Source organism: Streptomyces sp. NPDC006339 (assembly GCF_040612775.1).
In the GTDB taxonomy this organism is placed as follows: Bacteria; Actinomycetota; Actinomycetes; order Streptomycetales; family Streptomycetaceae; genus Streptomyces.
This window is the reverse complement of record NZ_JBEXQW010000004.1, coordinates 57,798-76,395: the sequence shown is the minus strand read 5'-3', so window position 1 is coordinate 76,395 and position 18,598 is coordinate 57,798. Positions and strand designations below refer to the sequence as shown.

Here is an 18,598-nt window from a genome sequence, read left to right as displayed (position 1 = left end):
CAGAGGTACGGGTGGAGCTCCGGGCCAGCGTAACGGGGCACCCTCGTAGAGTGCCGGTATGAGCGATGACGCGGTGCTGCATGTGAAGGGGCGGGTGCTCGTCGGCCCGGAGGACGTACGGGACGAACTGTGGTGCGTCGACGGGCGGATCACGTTCGAGAGGCCGGTCGGGCTCGCCGGCGAGGCCCTCACCGTCGAGGGCTGGGCGCTGCCCGGCCTGGTCGACGCCCACTGCCACGTCGGCCTCGACAAGCACGGCCCCGTCGACGAGATCACCGCCGAGAAGCAGGCGCTGACCGACCGGGACGCCGGCACCCTGCTCATCCGCGACGCCGGCTCGCCCTCCGACACCCGCTGGATCGACGACCGCGAGGACCTGCCGAAGATCATCCGGGCCGGGCGGCACATCGCCCGCACCCGCCGCTACATCCGCAACTACGCCCACGAGATCGAGCCCGACGAGCTGGTCGCCTACGTCGGACGCGAGGCGCGGCGCGGCGACGGCTGGGTCAAGCTGGTCGGCGACTGGATCGACCGCGACCTGGGCGATCTGGCCCCCACCTGGCCCCGCGCCGAGGTCGAGGCGGCCATCGCCGAGGCCCACCGGCTCGGCGCCCGCGTCACCGCGCACTGCTTCGCCGAGGACTCGCTGCGCGACCTGGTCGAGGCCGGCATCGACTGCATCGAGCACGCCACCGGCCTCACCGAGGACACCATCCCGCTCTTCGCCGAGCGCGGCGTCGCCATCGTGCCCACCCTGGTCAACATCGCGACCTTCCCGCACCTCGCGGACGGCGGCGAGCAGAAGTTCCCGCGCTGGTCGGCGCACATGCGCAGGCTCCACGAGCGCCGTTACGACACGGTCCGCGCCGCCTGGGACGCGGGCATCCCGGTCTTCGTCGGCACCGACGCGGGCGGCTCCCTCCCGCACGGCCTGGTCGCCGCCGAGGTCGAGGAGCTCACCAAGGCCGGCATCCCGGCCCTGGACGCCCTGTCCGCCACCACCTGGCGGGCCCGCTCCTGGCTGGGCCGCCCCGCCCTGGAGGAGGGCGCCCCGGCCGACCTCGTCGTCTACGGCGAGGACCCGCGCGCGGACGTCCGGGTCCTCGCGGCGCCCCGCCGCGTGATCGTCAACGGCCGCGTGATCGGCTAGTTCCCGCCCCTCGGCCCCTCGGACCGGGTGAAGAAGGCCAGACGCGCCTTCTTCTCCGGGATGAAGACCTCCGGCAGGTCCACCTCCGGCAGCACGACCTCCGGACCCAGCTCGAAGCCGGCCCGCACGAGCCGGGCGATCGCCTTCTCGTTGGCGGCGTCCGGCTCGCCGACGATCCGGGTGCGGCCGGTCAGCGCGAAGTCGATCAGGGCCGTCAGGAGCCCCTGGGTGAAGCCCCGCTCCGGCGCGACCGACGGCCCGACGAACAGGTGCACGCCGATGTCACCGGGCCGCACCTCGTAGCACTCGGAGACCCGGTCGGCCTCCGGGTCGTACGTCTGGAAGAGCGCGACCGGCACGTCGTCGCGGTGCACCAGGTAGCCGTGGTGGGTGGTCAGCGAGTCGAGGTGCGCGTAGATCTCCCGTACCTGCTCGACGGTGGTGCCAGCCATGCCCCAGAAGCGGCCGCGCTCCTCGTTCACCCAGGCGTGGAGGAGCGGGGCGTCGCGCTCGGGGTCGACGCGGTCGATCCGGACGGTGCCGAAGCCCTCGACGGTCTGGACGTGCTCGGTTCTGCTCATGCTGATTCCTTGGTGAGGTGGTTCCAGTCGGTGGTGACGGGGGCGAGTTCGCCCCGCAGCCACAGGGGGAGCTGATCGCGGTGGTGCGGGTCGCCGGCCACCCCGGAGGCGCCGAACGGCACGACCCACAGGCTCCGGTCGCGGTCCGCCAGGTCCCACACGTAGCGGGCGGCCGAGGCGCGGGCGCTGCGGTCGGTGAAGCCGGGCACGCTGGAGGTGGACAGCACGCAGTCGTGGTCGCCGCCGAGCCCCGGCCACTGCGCGTCGTCCTCGTCCGGCAGGGCCTGCCAGGGCGCGAGACGGTGCGTCACACCCCACGCGGGCGGGGTGCGGCCGGCCGCGACCTCCGCGCCGATCTCCTCCAGCGCCTCCCGGACGATCCGCTCCACGTCCCCGGCCGGCACCGGCCCCGAGACGAGCAGCGTCTCCAGGGCGAACGCGACCCGCGGGCCGAGCGCGAGCCAGGGCTGGAACAGCGCGGGATACGGGGCCGGTTCACGCAGCTCCGCGAACGCCTCGTGCCCGGCCATCCGCCGGACGACCGCGCCGCGCACCGCCGCGTACAGGCCCGCGTCGGTGCTGTCCGCCGCCATCCGCCGGTCCCAGCCGATCAGCCGGTCACGGACCGCGAGGGCAGCGGGGGAGAGGCCGTCGTCCCCGGCCTTCCGCACCGCGTCGAGGAGACGGCGGGCGGACGGATTGTCGGTGTCGGTGTGGACGGCGGCCGTCGCGGCCGGCGTCCAGGACGCGGAGCCCTCGAGCAGCGCGGCGATCCGCTCCGCCCGGTGCGGCGGCGCGAACTCGACGCCCAGCGGCGCGGCGAGCCCCCGCGCGTTGGCCATGACCGCGTAGCCGTCCACCTCGGCCCGCGGCAACTTCCGGGCCTCCGGCCCCCACCCGTGACCGGTCTCCCAGGCGGGTACGACCCCGAGCTGCTGGGCGCGGTCCCGTACGGGCACATGGCCGGCGACCCGGTGCAGCAGCCCGCCGTCCACGTCGGCGGCCTGCACGACGTTCACCGGCTCGACCCACCGGTCGAGCGCCCGGTCCACGTCCTCGACACAGCGCGCCCGCAGCAGCGCCGGCAGCACCGAGAACCCCAGCTCGCCGGTGACCCGCGGCGGATAGCGCAGGCTGACGGCCTCCCACTCGCCGCCCTCGCCCACCGCGTCGCCCTCGCCGCTCTCGGCACTCTCGCCGCCCCGCGTCCCGCCGTCCCCGCCTCCCGGCGTGGCCTCGCCGCTCTCGACGCCGTCGCCGCTCTCCGGACCGGCGCCCGCCGCACCCGTGCCTGCCGCACCCGTGCCCCCCGCGGGGCCGCCCTCCGCGCCGATGATCACGGGCCCGCGGGCGGTCTCGATCACCTCGATCGCGACCGGCTCGGGCAGGTCCCGCACATGGATGGTCTCCGTGTGCGCGGTGGCCGGCTCCCAGCCGTCCGGGCCGAGCGCCTCGACGCGGCCGTCCGGGAGGCGGCGGAGGCGTTCGCCGTAGAGGTCCTGGTAGTCGGCCATCGCGTTGGTGATGGCCCAGGCGACCCGGCCGGTGTGGCCGAAGTGGGCGAGGCCGGGCACGCCGGGCACGGCCAGGCCCAGGACGTCGTAGTCGGGGCAGGACAGGCGGATCTGCTGGTAGACGCCGGGCGCCTCGATGAAGCGGTGCGGGTCGCCCGCGACGATCGGCGCGCCGCTCGCGGTCCGCGCGCCGGAGACCACCCAGCCGTTGGAGCCGGCCGTGCCGGGACCGTCCGTGGCGAACAGCTCCGTCCACTCCTCGCCGAGCCGCCGCGCGACCCGGTCCCGCCACAGCTTGGTCGGGAAACCGGCGAAGAGGATGTGGGTGGACAGCCACACGGCGAGCGGCGTCCACGGCTCCCAGCGCCCCGGCTCCAGTCCGGTCGCGGCGAACTCGGGCGCCCGCCGGGCCCCCTCCGCCAGGCCCTCGTCGACCCCGTCCACGTACGCCCCGAGCCACGCCGCCGTCTCCGGGTCGAGCCGGTCGTGGCAGCGGCGCGCGGTGTCGGCCAGCCTGGCCTGCCGGGCGAAGGTGTCCCAGCCGGTCTCCGCCGCGCCGAGGAACGCGGCCGTCGTGCCCTGCGCCCGGTGCCGCTCGACCTCGAGCTGCCAGGCACGGTCCCGGGCGGTCACGAGGCCCTGGGCACGGGCCAGTTCGAGGCTGTCGGCGGCACGCAGATGCGGGACGCCGAAGGCGTCCCGGAAGACCTCGATGCTCACTGCGTACGACCCCGATCCGCTCGTCGTTTCTTAGGTTAGGCTGACCTAAATTAATCTACAGGACGCAGGGTGAGGGGATCACGGTGGGTCGTACGGGCCACGGCTGGGAGGGCGTCGTCCTCAAGCTCTTCCGGGGCAGGGACTTCACGTTCACGGTGACCGGCGCCGAGCAGGTCACCGAGCACTACCGCCGGGTGCGGTTCACCGACGGGGGACTGCTCGCCGCCGCCGGCGTCCACCCCACCATGTGGGTGCGCCTCTGGTTCGACCACGACGGCAAGCCGCACCAGCGCGCCTACACCCTCGTCGACCCGGACCCCGAGACCGGCACCTTCGCCCTCGAATTCGCCCTCCACGACGGCGCCGCCAGCCGCTGGGCCCGCACCTGCGCCCCCGGCGACACCATCGAGGCCACCCTCCAGGGCACCGGCTTCACCGCACCCGACCCGGCGCCCGGGCGGCTCCTGCTCATCGGCGACGCCGCCTCGCTGCCCGCGGTCAACTCCCTCCTCGACGCCTTCCCCGGCACCCCCGCCACCCTCTTCTTCGAGACCGTCCACGCCTCCGACGAGGACCTGCCGCTGCGCCTCGACGACACCCTGCACGAGGTGCGCCGGGTGCCGCGCCAAGGCGCCGGCGCGGCCCTGGTCACCCGGGTCAGGCAGGAGCTGCCCGCGCTCGTGGCCGCGAGCCCCGACCCGTACGTCTGGATCGCCTGCGACACCGCCACCACCCGCACCCTCGCCGCGTACGTCCGCAAGGAACTCGCCCTGCCCAAGGACCGGGTGCACGCGCTCGGCTACTGGCGGCCCACGCGGGAGGGCGCGGCGACCCGCGCCGCGGGTTGACGAACCGTTACTCCCTCGCCGTGCGCGTCGTTCTCACCCTCACCCGGTGGGCGTCTTCGTGCCCGCGCACCCCGTGACGTACGGGGCGCGCGGGCACGCCTGTGCCGAAAGATTCGAATACAGACACGGAAACCACCCTTTGGAGTGAACTCACGCCGGGTGCCCTCCCGTTCACCCACAGTGCGTAAAGATTCCGGTGTCTCGAGTCGCCGACGCCGCACCGACCCACAGTCCCCGTGGCGAGCGGCCGGCGACGCCATGTCTCCTGTGGGGGTTCCACCACCGTGAACAGCAACACCTTCCGCCTGCCCGCACGCCGCACCGCCGCCGCGGCCACCGTCGCCGCGCTCGCCGTCGGACCCCTGGTCCTCGCGGCCGGTGCCGCCCACGCCACGGGCGGCACCGGGAACGGCGGAGGCAAGGGCGGCGAAGGCCGCGCCACCGCCGTCGTCCTGCGCACCGGCCTCGACGTCAACCTCCTGAACAAGGCCGTGACCGTGCCGGTGCGCGCCTCGCTCAACGAGGTCGAGGCCCCGGCCAGCGCCGAGAAGACCGCGCTCAGCGTGACCGTGCAGGGGGCCGAGGGCGGACAGCCCGTCGACATCCTGAAGGCGGACGTCGCCACCGCCGAGGCGACCGTGGAGGGGAACACGGCCAAGGGGCACGTCCACCTCGCCAAGGCCCGCGTCCACGTCCCCGGCCTGCCCCTGCTGTCCCTCGTCGAGCTGGAGAAGGTCACCGCCAAGGCCGTCTGCGAGGCCGGCAAGCGGCCCGTCGCCGCGGCCAACCTGCTCGGCCACGTCACCGTCCTCGGCAAGAAGACCACCCTGTCGACCGGCGGACAGACCAAGGTGACCGTGCCCGGCGTCGGCGAGGTCGTCCTCGACCTCTCCCGCACCTCCACCACCTCCCGCACCGCCGCCGCCACCGCCCTCGAACTGACGGTGGAGGTCAACCCGCTCAAGCTCAACGTCGCCGAGGTCTCCGGCAAGGTCACCCTCGCCGAGGCCACCTGCGTCACCCCGGCCGGCACCAGGCCGACCGAGCGGCCGACCGAACAGCCCAGCGAGCGGCCCTCGCAGCAGCCGTCCGCCCAGCCCAGCCGCGACACCGGCGTGCAGACCCAGAACGGCGGCACCACCCCCACCCAGAACCTCGCCGAGACCGGCGGCAGCTCCACGACCCCGTACCTGGCCGGCGGCGCGGTGCTGCTCCTCGGCGTGGGCGGCGGCGCGCTCCTCCTGGCCCGCGGCCGGGCCCGCGCCCGCGGCTGACCGGCCCGAGGGGGAAGAAAAAAGGGGGGCGAAGGGGGTGGGGCCGGCGGCCCGGCACCACCCCCTTCGCGCGTGTCCGTGCCGCCCTGTGCCCCCGCCCGCGCGGGGGCGCCGCGCTCAGCCCAGCAGCAACAGCGCCTGGTCCAGAGCCTGCAGGAAGCGGTTCGTCGTCACCCGGTCCCGCACCGCGAGCCGCAGCCAGTTCCGGTCGAGCCCGGGGAAGGTGTCACCGCGCCGGGCCGCGAAGCCGAGCGCCCGCAGCCGGTCCCGCACCGCGTCCGCGCCCTCGATGCGGACGAGCACGAACGGGGCCTCCGCCGCCGCGACCACCCGCACCTCGTCGAACTCCGCGAGCCCCGCCAGCAGATGCGCCCGCTCCACCCCGATCCGGTGCGCCGCGTCCTCCGCCTCCGCGAGCGCCGCCCGCGACATGCACGCCTCCGCCGCCACCAGCGCCGGCGTCGACACCGGCCACAACGGCTGGACGCGCTCCAGCGCCTCGATCGTCTCCGGCCCGGCCAGCACATAGCCGATCCGCAGCCCGGCCAGACCCCAGGTCTTCGTCAGGCTCCGCAGCACCACCAGACCCGGCACGTCCGTCCGCGAGGCCAGCGACTCCCGCTCGCCCGGCACCGCGTCCATGAACGCCTCGTCGACCACCAGCGTCCGCCCCGGGCGGGCCAGGGACGCGATCGCGGCGGCCGGATGCAGCACGGACGTCGGGTTCGTCGGATTGCCGATCACCACCAGATCCGCGTCCTCCGGCACCGCCGCCGGATCGAGCCGGAAACCGTCCTCCTCGCGCAGCAGCACCCGCTCCACCTCGTGGCCGGCGTCCCGCAGCGCGGCCTCCGGCTCGGTGAACTGCGGATGCACCACCACCGGCCGCCGCACCGGCAGCGCCCGCGCCAGCAGCACGAACGCCTCCGCCGCACCGGCCGTCAGCAGCACCCGCCGAGGCGGGAGATCATGCCGCGCGGCCACGGCCGCCCGCGCCACCCGGCCGTCCGGATAGGCCGCCAGACCGGTGAGCGAGTCGGCGATGCGGGCCCGCAGCCACTCCGGCGGCGTGTTCGTCCGCACATTGACCGCGAGGTCGATCAGCTTCTCGTCCCGCACCTCGGCGTCGCCGTGGTGTCTCAGATCGTGCGCGTCAGCAGATGTAGGAATGTCCATGGCCGCCGTCGTGTGGGGGGTGGGGATGGGGATGGTGCACGTGGGGGGAGAGGCGAGCTTGCCAGCGATGTACCCGTGGGTCGAGGGCAACAACCGTGTGGTGTACGCAACTTCGTTCGGACAAAGCGGTACGGAACGGGCGATAGCGCAAGTGACGCGCCGCGTCTTCCGCTTCGGCACCACCAGCACCGCCCCCGGCCCCGCCGCGCGCAGCGCCGCCGCCTCCGCCACCGACCCCGTACCCGTCGCCGCCCGCGCGGCCGCCGAAGGATGCGGTACGGCCACCCCCGCGAGCTCCTCGCTCCCGAACGCCCGCACCGGCACCCCGAGCCGCGCCGCCGCCGCCACGAGCCCCGGCTCCGCCGCCCGCGCGTCCAGCGTCGCCAGCGCCACCACGTCCCCCGCGGTCAGCCCCGCCTCCCGCAGGGCCGCCCCGACCAGACCCAGCACCTCCTCCGCCGTGACCCCCGACCGGGCGCCGACCCCGGCCACCACCGCCGAGCCGACGTGCGCAGGGGCACCGCCATCCGATAGCAAAGGCCCATGGCTGTCGTCGTCGCGCTCGGCGCGTTCCTCATGACGCTGTTCGGCGGCTGGACGGCCCAGCGCGTCACCGACCGCCGCCACCTCGTCCTCGGCCTCGCCGGCGGACTCATGCTCGGCGTCGTCGGACTCGACCTGCTGCCCGAGGCCCTGGAGGCCGCGAGCACCCCCGTCTTCGGCGTCCCCGAGGCCCTGCTGCTCTTCGCCGGCGGCTTCCTCTTCGCCCACGTGGTGGAACGCCTCCTCGCCGTCCGCCAAGCCGCGCACGGGGCGGAGGCCGCAGACAAGGTCCCCCAGGTCGGACTCACCGCCGCCGCGGCCATGGTGCTGCACAGCCTCATGGACGGCATCGCCCTCGGCGCCGCCTTCCAGGTCGGCGGCGGCATGGGCGCCACCGTCGCCGTCGCCGTCATCACCCACGACTTCGCCGACGGCTTCAACACCTACACCCTCACCAGCCTCTACGGGAACGCCCGCCGCAGAGCCGTCGCCATGCTCGTCGCCGACGCCCTCGCCCCGATCGCCGGCGCCGCCTCCACCCTGCTGTTCACCCTTCCGGAGGAACTGCTCGGCTGCTATCTCGGCTTCTTCGGCGGTGCCCTGCTCTACCTCGCGGCCGCCGAGATCCTCCCCGAGGCCCACCACGCACACCCCGCCCGCACCACCCTGCTGTGCACGGTCGCGGGCGTGGCCTTCATCTGGCTCGTGGTAGGCCTGTCCGGCGGCTGAGCTCACGCGACCGGCCCGCCCGCGCAGTGCTCCACGAACCGCACGGCGGCCCCCGGAGCCCCCGCCCAGTGCGTGTGCACATAACTCGCGTGCACCCCGCCCCGTACGAAGCCCTCCACCCGGCGCTCCGGCTGCCGCAGCCCCCAGGCCGCCCGCTCACCCGCGCCCGGCTCGATCACCGTCCGGTGGAACTCGTGCCCCCGCATCCGCGTCCCCGACGCCGCCAGCACGCTGTCGCTCACCGCCACCGCGTCCCGATAACCCAGCGTCAGCCGCTCCGACATGCGCGCGTCGGCGTCGAGCACCCCGCACATCGGCCGCCCGTCCAGCGACCGCGCCAGATACAGCAGCCCGGCGCACTCGGCCGCGACCGGCGCCCCCGCCGCGGCCAACTCCGCCACCGCCTCGCGCAGCGGCTCGTTGGCCGACAGCTCCTCCCCGTACACCTCCGGAAAACCGCCGCCGATGACGAGCCCGCTCGTCCCCTCGGGCAGCCGCTCGTCCCGCAGCGGATCGAAGGTGACGACCTCCGCGCCCGCCGCCGTCAGCAGCTCCGCGTGCTCCGCGTACGAGAACGTGAACGCCGCACCACCGGCGACGGCGACCCGCGGCGCCACGCCGGCCGGCGCCCGCCCCACGGCCTCCCGCGCCGACCACGGCGCGCAGCCCAGCTCCGGCGCCGACCGCGCCAGCGCCAGCAGCGCGTCCAGGTCACAGCCCGCCCGCACCTGCTCCGCCTGCGCCGCCACCGCCGCCACGGCCTGCGCCTGCCGCTCCGCCACCGGCACCAGACCCAGATGCCGCGACGGCGTCGCCACCGCGGGCGCCCGCCGCAGCACGCCGAGCACCGGCACACCCGACTCCTCCAGCGCCTCCCGCAGCAGCGCCTCGTGCCGGTCGGTGGCCACCTTGTTCAGGATCACCCCGCCGAGCCGCACCTGCGGATCCCACGACGCGAAGCCGTGCACCAGCGCCGCCACCGACCGCGACTGCGACGAGGCGTCCACGACCAGCACCACCGGCGCCCGCAGCAGCTTCGCCACCTGCGCGGTCGACGCCAGCTCGCCCTGGCCCGCCGCCCCGTCGTACAAACCCATGACGCCCTCGACGACCGCCAGGTCACAGCCCCGCGCCCCGTGCGCGAAGAGCGGCGCGACCAGCTCCGTACCGCACATGTACGCGTCGAGATTGCGGCCCGGGCGCCCCGTCGCCAGCGCGTGGTAGCCCGGATCGATGTAGTCCGGACCCACCTTGTGCGGGGAGACCGCCAGACCACGGCCGGCGAACGCGGCCATCAGGCCCGTCGCGACCGTGGTCTTGCCCGCGCCCGAGGACGGCGCGGCGATGACGAGACGTGCTACCACTCGATGCCCCGCTGGCCCTTCTGACCCGCGTCCATCGGGTGCTTCACCTTCGACATGTCCGTCACCAGGTCCGCGAAGTCCATCAGCTCCTGAGGGGCGTTGCGGCCGGTGATGACCACGTGCTGCTGCCCCGGACGGTTCCGCAGCACCTCCACCACCTCGGCGGTGTCGATCCACCCCCAGTGCAGCAGATACGCGAACTCGTCCAGGACGTAGAACTTGTACCGCTCCTCGGCGAGATCCCGCTTGACCTGCTCCCAGCCCTCGCGCGCCTTGTCCTCGTGCGACTGCTCGCCCTCGGCCACCTCGCGCTGGATCCAGGACCAGCCCTCGCCCATCTTGTTCCAGACGACCGTGCCGCCCTTGCCGGTCTCACCCAGCGCCTTCAGCGCGTTCTCCTCGCCGACCCGCCACTTGGCGGACTTGACGAACTGGAACACCCCGATCGGCCAGCCCTGGTTCCAGGCGCGCAGCGCCATGCCGAAGGCGGCGGTCGACTTCCCCTTCCCGACGCCCGTGTGCACCATCACCAGCGCCCGGTTACGACGCTGACGGGTCGTCAGTCCGTCGTCCGGCACGACGGTCGGCTGTCCCTGCGGCACTATGCGGCCCTCCTCGTAGAGCTGTTGCCTTGTACGTTCCTGACGAGCCCGGCGATCGAATCGGCGCGCAGCTCGTCCAGCGTCACCGCCGTCCCGCCCAGATCACGGGCGAGGCTCCCGGCGAGACCCAGCCGCACCGGCCCGGTCTCGCAGTCCACCACCACCGCGGCCGTGCCCTCGGCGGCGTGCAGCCGCGCGGCACGCGCGGCGAGCCCCACCGGGTCCTTGCCGCCGCCGGTCGCCCGGCCGTCGGTCACCACCACGAGCAGCGGGCGCCGCGACGGGTCCCGAAGGCGCTCCACCCGCAGCACGTCATGCGCCTTCAGCAGCCCCGCCGACAGCGGAGTGCGCCCACCCGTCGGCAACTGCTCCAGACGGGCCGCGGCGGCGTCCACGGAAGACGTCGGCGGCAGCGCGACCTCCGCGTCCCGGCCACGGAACGTCACCAGGCCCACCTTGTCGCGCCGCTGGTACGCGTCGAGCAGCAGCGACAGCACCGCGCCCTTGACCGCGCTCATCCGCTGCCGCGCCGCCATCGACCCCGAGGCGTCCACCACGAACAGGACCAGGTTGCCCTCCCGGCCCTCCCGCGTCGCCTGCCGCAGATCGTCCCGGCGCACCACGAGACCCGGCCCGCTGCGGCCCCGCGCCTTCTGGTGCGGGGCGGCGGCCTGGACCGTCGCCGCCAGGTGCAGCTTCGTCAGCGCGCCCCGGGGCCGGGTGGCACCGGTCGTCCTGCCGTGCGCGGTCCTGGCCCGGGAACGGCGCCCGGCGGCACCCTCGCCGAGACCGGGCACGCTCAGCATCTTCGTACGGAACGGCTCACCGGCCTTCACCGCGGCACGCTCACCGGGTCCCGAGCCGCCGCCCTGCGGGGCCGATGTCGGTGCCGGGGACTCCTCCGGCGCCGCGCCGTCGCGCTCGGCCGCCGGCCCCTCGCCCTGCGGCGGGATCCCGCCACCGCCACCGCCACCGCCGCCCCCCGGGCCGCCGTCACCGGGACCGTCGGGCTCCGGGTCCTCGTCCGGCTCCTCGCCCTTGAACTGCTCCAGGGTCTCGTCGAGCTTGTCCTCGTCCAGACCGGGCGCGTCGAACGGTGCCCGGCGCCGGCGGTGCGGCAGCGCGAGGAGCGCGGCCTGCCGCACGTCGTCGGAGGTCACCTCCGTGCGCCCCGCCCACGCGGCGAGCGCGGTCGCGGTCCGCGCCATCACGATGTCGGCGCGCATGCCGTCCACCTCGAACGCGGCGCAGGTCGCGACGATCTGGAGCAGCGCCGCGTCCCCGAGGACCACCTGCGGCAGCAACTCCCGCGCGGCGACGATCCGTTCGCGCAGCGCCGCCTCCTCGCCCGCCCAGCGCGCGGCGAAGCCCGCCGGGTCGTCCTCGAACGCGAGCCGCCGCCGGACGACCTCCACCCGCTGCTCGGGCTCACGGGAGGCGGCCACCTCCACGGTCAGCCCGAACCGGTCGAGAAGCTGCGGCCGCAGCTCGCCCTCCTCGGGGTTCATGGTCCCGACGAGCAGGAAACGGGCCGCGTGCCGTACGGAGACGCCCTCGCGCTCGACGTGGGAGGCGCCCATGGCGGCGGCGTCGAGAAGGAGGTCAACGAGGTGGTCGTGCAGGAGATTTACCTCGTCGACGTACAGGATCCCCCGGTGCGCCTGCGCCAGCAGTCCGGGCTCGAAAGCCTTCACACCCTCGGCCAGCGCCTTCTCGATGTCGAGGGCGCCGACGAGCCGGTCCTCGGACGCGCCGACAGGCAGCTCGACCAGGCGCGTCGGGCGAGAGACGCCCGTTCCGGGCTCGTGCGGCCCGTCGGGGCACTCCGCGTCGGGCGCCTCCGGGGCGCACGAAAAGCGGCAGTCCGCGACGACGTCCAACGAGGGCAATAGGGCCGAAAGGCTCCGTACAAGCGTCGACTTGGCCGTCCCCTTCTCACCTCGGACCAGCACACCGCCGATGCCTGGCGAGATCGCGTTGAGCAGCAGGCTCAACCGCATGTCGTCCATACCGACGACCGCGGTGAACGGGTAGTGAGCGGAGGCCATAGACCGGTACCCCTTTCGAGGGAACTGCTGCGGTGGGAAGTGTCTGTGGGGCCGTGTCGGGCCAAGGTGATGCGGTGCTCCCCGCGCACGCGGGGATGGTCCCCCGTTGGACGCACCTGGGCTGGAAGAGGACAAGTGCTCCCCGCACCCGCGGGGATACCGCCGTCGGCGACCTCACGGCGCACCCGGCGGCACGAACGGCAGCCCCTCCGGCGCGCCCTTCTCGATCAGGCGGAGCAGCGCGTCCGCGTCCGCGTGCTCTTCGATCAGGTCGCCGAGGCGGTCGAGCTGCTCCTCGCGGAGCGCACCGAAGGAGGTGTCCGGGGCCGGGACGAAGGCGCGCCCGGCGGCCGCGGCGACCTCGCGGAGGAAGGCGCGGCGGAAGCCGTCGCTCTCCAGGGAGCCGTGCCAGTGGGTGCCCCACACGGCACCGACGCGGCAGCCGTCGAGGAACGGCTCGCCGCCCAGGACCTCGGCCACGCCGTGGTGGATCTCGTACCCCTCGACGGGCTCACCGAGGGCTTCGCCCACCGGCCTGGCGAGGGTCTTCTCGGGCGCGAACCGCACCCGTACCGGCAGCAGCCCGAGCCCGTCGACGGCGCCCGCCTTCGACTCGACCTCGTCGTCGATGTGTTCGCCGAGGGCCTGGAAGCCGCCGCAGATGCCGAGGACCGGCCGCCCCTCGGCGGCCCGCCGGGCCAGCGCGTCGGCGAGGCCGCGCTCCCGCAGCCAGGCCAGCGCCTTCACCGTCCCGCGGGTGCCGGGGACGACGACCAGGTCGGCGTCGACGAGCTCCTCGGGGCGGTCGACGAACCGCACCACGACCCCCGGTTCGGCGGCGAGCGCGTCCACGTCCGTGAAGTTGGACATCAGCGGTACGGCGCAGACGGCGACCCGCAGCACGTCCGCGCCGAGCGGCGGCGCCACGACGGACTCGCGGACCGCGCCCCGCAGCGAGACCCGCAGGCCGTCCTCCTCGTCGATGCCGAGCCCGTGCGCGTACGGCAGGACGCCGAAGGTCCGGCGGCCGGTCAGGTCGTGGAGCATGTCGAGGCCCGGTTCGAGCAGGGTGACGTCGCCCCGGAACTTGTTCACCAGATAGCCGGCGACCAGCGCCTGGTCCTCGGGCGCCAGCAGCGCCGTCGTCCCGAAGAACTGGGCGAAGACCCCGCCCCGGTCGATGTCGCCGACCACCACGACGGGCAGCTTCGCCGCCCGCGCGATGCCCATGTTCACGATGTCGGTGCGCCGCAGGTTGATCTCGGCGGGGCTGCCCGCGCCTTCGCAGATCACCGCGTCGTACGTGCTGCGCAGCTCCTCCAGGCAGGCGAGGACCGGCTCGAACAGCTCCTTCTGCCGGCCCCCGTGGTAGCCGCGGGCGCTCAGCTCGCCCACCGGCCTGCCCATGAGCACGACCTGGCTGGAGCGGTCGCTGCCCGGCTTGAGCAGCACCGGGTTCATCAGGGCGGTCGGCTCGACCCGGGCGGCCTGGGCCTGCATGGCCTGCGCCCGCCCGATCTCGGCGCCCTCCCTGGTGACGAAGGAGTTCAGGGACATGTTCTGGCCCTTGAACGGCGCCACCTTCATGCCCTGCCGGACCAGCCACCGGCAGATGCCGGCCGTGACGACGCTCTTGCCCGCGTCGGACGTGGTCCCGGCGACGAGCAGCCCCCCGCCCCTCATGCGTACCTCCGCTTCACCGCGTTCGTCAGGATCCGGCCGCCCACGCAGGCGGCCAGGGTCAGCCAGGTCACCCGGCGGGACAGCCGGACCGCCCGGTCGATGTCGGCCACCTCGACGGCCCGCCCCTCCCCGTTGAGCACGGGCCGGTGTTCGACGCGTCCGCCGTACGACAGGGTCCCGCCGAGCCGTACGCCCAGGGCGCCCGCGAAGGACGCCTCCACCGGGCCCGCGTTGGGGCTGGGGTGCTTCCCGGCGTCGGCCCGCCAGGCCCGCAGCGCGCCCCGGGGGTTCCCGCCCGCGGCGGTGGCGAGGACGGCGGTGAGCCGGGCCCCTGGCCAGCCGGCCAGGTCGTCGAGGCGGGCGGAGGCCCAGCCGAAGCGCCGGTAGCGGGGCGACTTGTGGCCGACCATCGCGTCGAGGGTGTTGACCGCCCGGAAGCCGAGCAGGCCGGGCACGCCCGCGACGGCTCCCCAGAAGAGGGCGCCCACGACGGCGTCCGAGGTGTTCTCGGCGACCGACTCGACGACCGCGCGGGCCATCGCGGGCCCGTCCAGGGACTGCGGGTCGCGGCCGCAGAGATGGGGCAGCCGCTCGCGGGCCACCTCCAGGTCGCCGGCGGCGAGCGCGCCGCCGATCGCGCGGGCCTCCCGGCCCAGGGTCGTACCGCCGACGACCGCCCACACGGAGGCGGCGGTCAGGGCGACGGAGGCGGCGTGGCTGCCGCGGACCGTCCGGGCGGCGAGGGCGCCGAGGGCCACGGTGGTGCCGGCGCAGACGGCGGTGTGCAGGGCGCCGCGTCCGCGGTGGTCGCGGTGGAGGCGCTGCTCGACCGCGGCGGCGGCCCGGCCGAAGGCGGCGACGGGGTGGCCGCGGCGGGGGTCGCCGACGAGCAGATCGACGGCGAGGCCGGCGGCCGCTCCGTAGGCGTAGACACGGGTGGTGCGGGGAAGTCTGGGGCCGCGGCCGGGCATGGCGCTGTTGTCCTCACTCAGGGTCCGCGCCCTGGATCGACGTGACCGGCGGCGAGAGTTCCTGGCTCCCGGCCCCTCGGGGCCGGTCACAGTGGCGGGACCGCGCCGGAATCGCACCGGGCTTCCTCTCCATTGCCGCCGTACTGGCCTCGGCAGTCCACCACGCCCCCCGAACAGCCGTCAACTCACCCTTGACCTGCGACGGGTCACTGTGCGAAGCACCACAAACACGGCGGCCGGGCGGCCCGCACACGAGGCGCGGACCGCCCGGCCGTCAGGTCGTCCGGTTGTCCGGTCGTCGGCTCAGGCGACGATCAGATAGATGCCGTACGCCACGGCGGCGGCGCACAGGGCGAAGCAGGCGTAGGCGCCGGTGCGGGCCAGGGCGGCGGAGCCTCCCTGGGCGGCGGCCTGCTCCTGCTTGGAGAGGCCGACGATGCCGAGGGTGAAGAGGGCCACGAGGGCGACGGTCGCCACGAGGCTGACTCCGAAGACGGAGCCGAGAGCTGCCCAGTCGATCTTCATGCGTGTGCTTCCTGTTCCTCTTGCTCAGACCGTGGCCGGGGCCGGGGGAGCGGTCGGGTCCGCCGTGCCGGGGGCGGGGATGGTGGCCTTCAGGCCCTCGTCCGTGACGGCGGCGACGGAGCCGGCCGGCGGCGGGGTGACGGCCGCGATGGCGGTGGTGACCACGCCGGCGGGCTCGGCCTCGGTCTCGACGTCGTTGACGTTGGTGTGGTCGACCACCTGGCGGCGGGAGATCAGCCAGATCGCGAGGCAGGAGGCGACCAGGAAGGCGGCGACGGTGTAGACGCCCCAGTCGCCCTGGCGGGCCACGTACTCGGCACCGGCTCCGACCAGACCGGCGGCCGGCAGGGTCAGGCCCCAGGCGACGAACATCCGGGTGGCGGTCGACCAGCGGACGACGCCGCCCTTGCGGCCCAGGCCCGCGCCCATGACGGCGCCGGAGCAGGAGTGCGTGGTCGAGAGGGAGAAGCCCAGGTTGGAGGAGGCGAGGATGACCGTGGCCGCGCTGGTCTGGGCGGCGAAGCCCTGCTGCGGCTGGAGGTCGGTGAGGCCCTTGCCCATGGTGCGGATGATGCGCCAGCCGCCGAGGTAGGTGCCGAGCGCGATCGCGACACCGGCGGAGACGATGACCCAGACCGGCGGGTTGGAGCCGGGCGCGAGGGTGCCGCCGGCGACCAGGGCGAGGGTGATGATGCCCATGGTCTTCTGCGCGTCGTTGGTGCCGTGGGCGAGGGAGACGAGACCGGCGGAGGCGATCTGGCCGGCCCGGTAGCCCTTCGCGGTCGTCTTGGCGTCCGCGTTCCGGTCGAGGCGGTACGTCAGGCGGGCGGCGATCATCGCGGCCACACCGGCGACCAGCGGGGCGGCGATCGCGGGGAGGAGCACCTTGGTGACGACGACGCCGCCGTTGACGCCGCTGAGGCCGATCGAGGCGACGGTCGCGCCGATGAGGCCGCCCATCAGGGCGTGGGAGGAGCTGGAGGGGAGTCCGACCAGCCAGGTCACCAGGTTCCAGAGGATCGCGCCGACGAGGGCGGCCAGGATGACTTCGGGCTGGATGCCTTCCTCGTTGACGAGTCCCTTGGAGATCGTGTTGGCGACCTCCACCGACAGGAACGCGCCGACCAGGTTCAGCACGGCGGACATGGCCACCGCCGTCTTGGGCTTGAGGGCACCGGTCGAGATGGTCGTGGCCATCGCGTTGGCGGTGTCGTGGAAACCGTTCGTGAAATCGAACACGAGAGCTGTCACGACCACAATGGCGAGCAGCAGCGTGATGTGTTCCATTTACCCAGGCAATCGTTTGACGTCAGTGGCTCGACGAACGTAGGCAACCTGGGTGAACGGAAGGTGAACTGGGCCGGGCGGCATGGTGACCCGAACCGGTGCCGGGAGATTCCGCTTCCGCCCTCCGCGGGCCCCTGTCCACGATGCGGTCACCGTGCGACCCCGGGTAATCCGCACGGTTCCGGCGCGCGGCCGAGCTGTGCCGCTTCCGCCGCTCCCGTCCCGTATCGCCCCGTGGACACGTCAGCCGCACGGAGGACCCCGGCGAGGAGACCCACGTCACTCGAAGGAAGGGCCGCCCGGTGGCACGGCGGGGCCCCGCTGCGGACACTGGGAGCGTGCGCCCGGCTACAGCGACGGCAGCGGCCGTCACCACAGTGATCGGTCTCGGCGCGGCCGCGGTGGCGGCCGGCCGGTACGCCAGCGACGCCGCCCTCGGGGTGCCGTCCGGACGCCCCTTCCCCGGAGACCCCAGACTCACCGTGCACGCCACGGGGCCCGGCCGGATCACCCTCACCCGCAGCCTCGCCTCCCTGCGCCCCGGCACGTACGGGATCGAGGCCGAGGGCCTGCACGCCGTCGTCGGCCCCGTCCTCGACCGGGTGCCGCACACCGCCGACACGGTGGTGCGCCGGCTCGAACGGGTCGAGCTCGGCGCCCTCGCCCCCGGCGACCGGGTCCGCCTCACCCCCCAGCTCCACCGCGGCACCCCCGAGACCGCCCTCGGCCTGCCCTACGAGGAGGTCGAGATCCCCGGCGAACTCGGCGGGCTGCCCGCCTGGGTCGTGCCCGGCGCGCGCGCCACCTGGGTGATCGCCCTGCACGGCCTCGGCACCACCCGGGAGCACCCGCTCAACCTGCTCCCCTTCTTCCACCGCCGGCAGATCCCCGTCCTCGTCCCGGCCTACCGGGGCGACCTCGGCGCGCCCGCCGCGCCCGACGGGCTCGCCCACCTCGGCGACTCCGAGTGGCGCGACGTCGACGCCGCCGTCCGCTACGCCGTCCGCCGCGGCGCCGCGAACGTCGTCCTGCACGGCTGGGGCACCGGTGCCGCGATGGCCCTGCACGCCGCCGCGAGCTCCGGGATGCGCGACCGGATCCGCGGCCTCGTCCTCGACTCCCCGGTCCTGGACTGGGAGGCCACCCTGCGCAACCTGGCCTCCGCCCGCCGCGTCCCCGGCCCCCTGCTCCCGCTCGCCGTCCGCGCCGCCCAGGGCAGGACCGGCCTCCACGGCGACCGCCTCCAGGAGGCCGCCGACCCCCGCGCCCTGCGCGTCCCGGTGCTGGTCCTCCACGGCCCCGACGACACCCTCGCCCCCTGGGACCGCTCCCGGCGCCTCGCCGAGCTCCGCCCCGACCTGGTCACCCTCACCCCGGTCCTTGAGGCGCCGCACGCCGCGATGTGGAACGCCGACCCGCTGCGCTACGAAGAGGCCCTCCGCCGCTTCCTCACCCCCCTGGTCTGAGGCCCGGCTCCCACGCCCCGCCGGATGCCGCGACGGACGCCGCGACGGGCGCCGCGACGGGCGCCGCGTCGGAACGCCGGGCCGGCGGCCGGGCCGGGGGTGAACGGAGGCCGG

At 74.7% G+C, this 18,598-nt stretch carries 15 protein-coding genes and 1 riboswitch; of the genes, 5 read left to right on the top strand and 10 right to left on the bottom strand.

Annotation, left to right across the window (positions count from 1 at the left end; translation table 11 throughout):
• The first annotated feature begins 58 nt into the window (after positions 1 to 58).
• Complete coding sequence (locus ABZ135_RS04335; protein WP_356691625.1) at positions 59 to 1,153, top strand: amidohydrolase family protein; 1,095 nt, start codon at positions 59 to 61, stop codon at positions 1,151 to 1,153.
• On the opposite strand, the gene ABZ135_RS04330 is transcribed toward ABZ135_RS04335, so the two are convergent.
• Positions 1,150 to 1,734 carry a GNAT family N-acetyltransferase gene (locus tag ABZ135_RS04330; RefSeq protein ID WP_356691623.1) on the bottom strand — a complete coding sequence of 195 codons (585 nt, stop codon included), beginning with the start codon at positions 1,732 to 1,734 and terminating at the stop codon, positions 1,150 to 1,152. The two genes, ABZ135_RS04335 and ABZ135_RS04330, sit on opposite strands and share 4 nt — an antisense overlap.
• A complete protein-coding gene (locus ABZ135_RS04325; RefSeq protein ID WP_356691621.1) occupies positions 1,731 to 3,968 on the bottom strand; it encodes a penicillin acylase family protein in 2,238 nt (745 codons plus the stop codon). The genes ABZ135_RS04330 and ABZ135_RS04325 overlap by 4 nt, the downstream gene beginning before the upstream one ends.
• A gap of 83 nt (positions 3,969 to 4,051) precedes the next feature.
• Between ABZ135_RS04325 and ABZ135_RS04320 the strand changes: the two genes are divergently transcribed.
• Positions 4,052 to 4,816: a siderophore-interacting protein gene (locus tag ABZ135_RS04320; protein WP_356691619.1), complete on the top strand. Its 765-nt coding sequence runs from the start codon at positions 4,052 to 4,054 to the stop codon at positions 4,814 to 4,816.
• Positions 4,817 to 5,100: 284 nt separating this feature from the next.
• Entirely contained in the window at positions 5,101 to 6,090 is a 990-nt protein-coding gene (locus ABZ135_RS04315) for an SCO1860 family LAETG-anchored protein (RefSeq protein ID WP_356691617.1), read from the top strand.
• 117 nt (positions 6,091 to 6,207) lie between these two features.
• Here ABZ135_RS04315 and cobC read toward each other — a convergent pair whose 3' ends face one another.
• Positions 6,208 to 7,758 (bottom strand): Rv2231c family pyridoxal phosphate-dependent protein CobC, encoded by a 1,551-nt coding sequence (gene cobC, locus ABZ135_RS04310; RefSeq protein WP_356691615.1) that lies wholly within the window; start codon positions 7,756 to 7,758, stop codon positions 6,208 to 6,210.
• A 51-nt stretch (positions 7,759 to 7,809) separates the two neighbouring features.
• Between cobC and ABZ135_RS04305 the strand changes: the two genes are divergently transcribed.
• Complete coding sequence (locus ABZ135_RS04305) at positions 7,810 to 8,538, top strand: ZIP family metal transporter (protein ID WP_356691613.1); 729 nt, start codon at positions 7,810 to 7,812, stop codon at positions 8,536 to 8,538.
• Positions 8,539 to 8,540: 2 nt separating this feature from the next.
• Here the strand turns inward: ABZ135_RS04305 and ABZ135_RS04300 are convergent, their stop codons facing one another.
• The 7 genes from ABZ135_RS04300 to ABZ135_RS04270 all read right to left on the bottom strand — a co-directional run bounded on the left by ABZ135_RS04300 (position 8,541) and on the right by ABZ135_RS04270 (position 17,018).
• Positions 8,541 to 9,902: a cobyrinate a,c-diamide synthase gene (locus tag ABZ135_RS04300; RefSeq protein ID WP_356691611.1), complete on the bottom strand. Its 1,362-nt coding sequence runs from the start codon at positions 9,900 to 9,902 to the stop codon at positions 8,541 to 8,543.
• Positions 9,896 to 10,504, bottom strand: a complete 609-nt coding sequence (cobO, locus tag ABZ135_RS04295) for a cob(I)yrinic acid a,c-diamide adenosyltransferase (protein ID WP_356691609.1) — start codon at positions 10,502 to 10,504, stop codon at positions 9,896 to 9,898. The genes ABZ135_RS04300 and cobO overlap by 7 nt, the downstream gene beginning before the upstream one ends.
• Positions 10,504 to 12,552, bottom strand: a complete 2,049-nt coding sequence (locus ABZ135_RS04290) for a putative cobaltochelatase (protein WP_356691607.1) — start codon at positions 12,550 to 12,552, stop codon at positions 10,504 to 10,506. The genes cobO and ABZ135_RS04290 overlap by 1 nt, the downstream gene beginning before the upstream one ends.
• Before the next feature lie 174 nt (positions 12,553 to 12,726).
• On the bottom strand, positions 12,727 to 14,235 hold the full coding sequence (locus tag ABZ135_RS04285) for a cobyric acid synthase (RefSeq protein WP_356691605.1): 1,509 nt from the start codon (positions 14,233 to 14,235) through the stop codon (positions 12,727 to 12,729).
• Positions 14,232 to 15,206, bottom strand: a complete 975-nt coding sequence (locus tag ABZ135_RS04280; RefSeq protein ID WP_356691603.1) for a cobalamin biosynthesis protein — start codon at positions 15,204 to 15,206, stop codon at positions 14,232 to 14,234. Before ABZ135_RS04280 ends, ABZ135_RS04285 begins: the two co-directional genes overlap by 4 nt.
• A 55-nt stretch (positions 15,207 to 15,261) precedes the next feature.
• A riboswitch (cobalamin riboswitch) is annotated at positions 15,262 to 15,335 on the bottom strand.
• A gap of 174 nt (positions 15,336 to 15,509) precedes the next feature.
• Positions 15,510 to 15,731 carry a hypothetical protein gene (locus ABZ135_RS04275; protein WP_356691601.1) on the bottom strand — a complete coding sequence of 74 codons (222 nt, stop codon included), beginning with the start codon at positions 15,729 to 15,731 and terminating at the stop codon, positions 15,510 to 15,512.
• Between the two features lie 24 nt (positions 15,732 to 15,755).
• Positions 15,756 to 17,018 (bottom strand): inorganic phosphate transporter, encoded by a 1,263-nt coding sequence (locus tag ABZ135_RS04270; RefSeq protein WP_356691599.1) that lies wholly within the window; start codon positions 17,016 to 17,018, stop codon positions 15,756 to 15,758.
• Between the two features lie 338 nt (positions 17,019 to 17,356).
• Here ABZ135_RS04270 and ABZ135_RS04265 point away from each other — a divergent pair, with 338 nt between their 5' ends.
• Positions 17,357 to 18,484, top strand: a complete 1,128-nt coding sequence (locus ABZ135_RS04265) for an alpha/beta hydrolase (protein WP_356691597.1) — start codon at positions 17,357 to 17,359, stop codon at positions 18,482 to 18,484.
• Positions 18,485 to 18,598 lie beyond the last annotated feature (114 nt).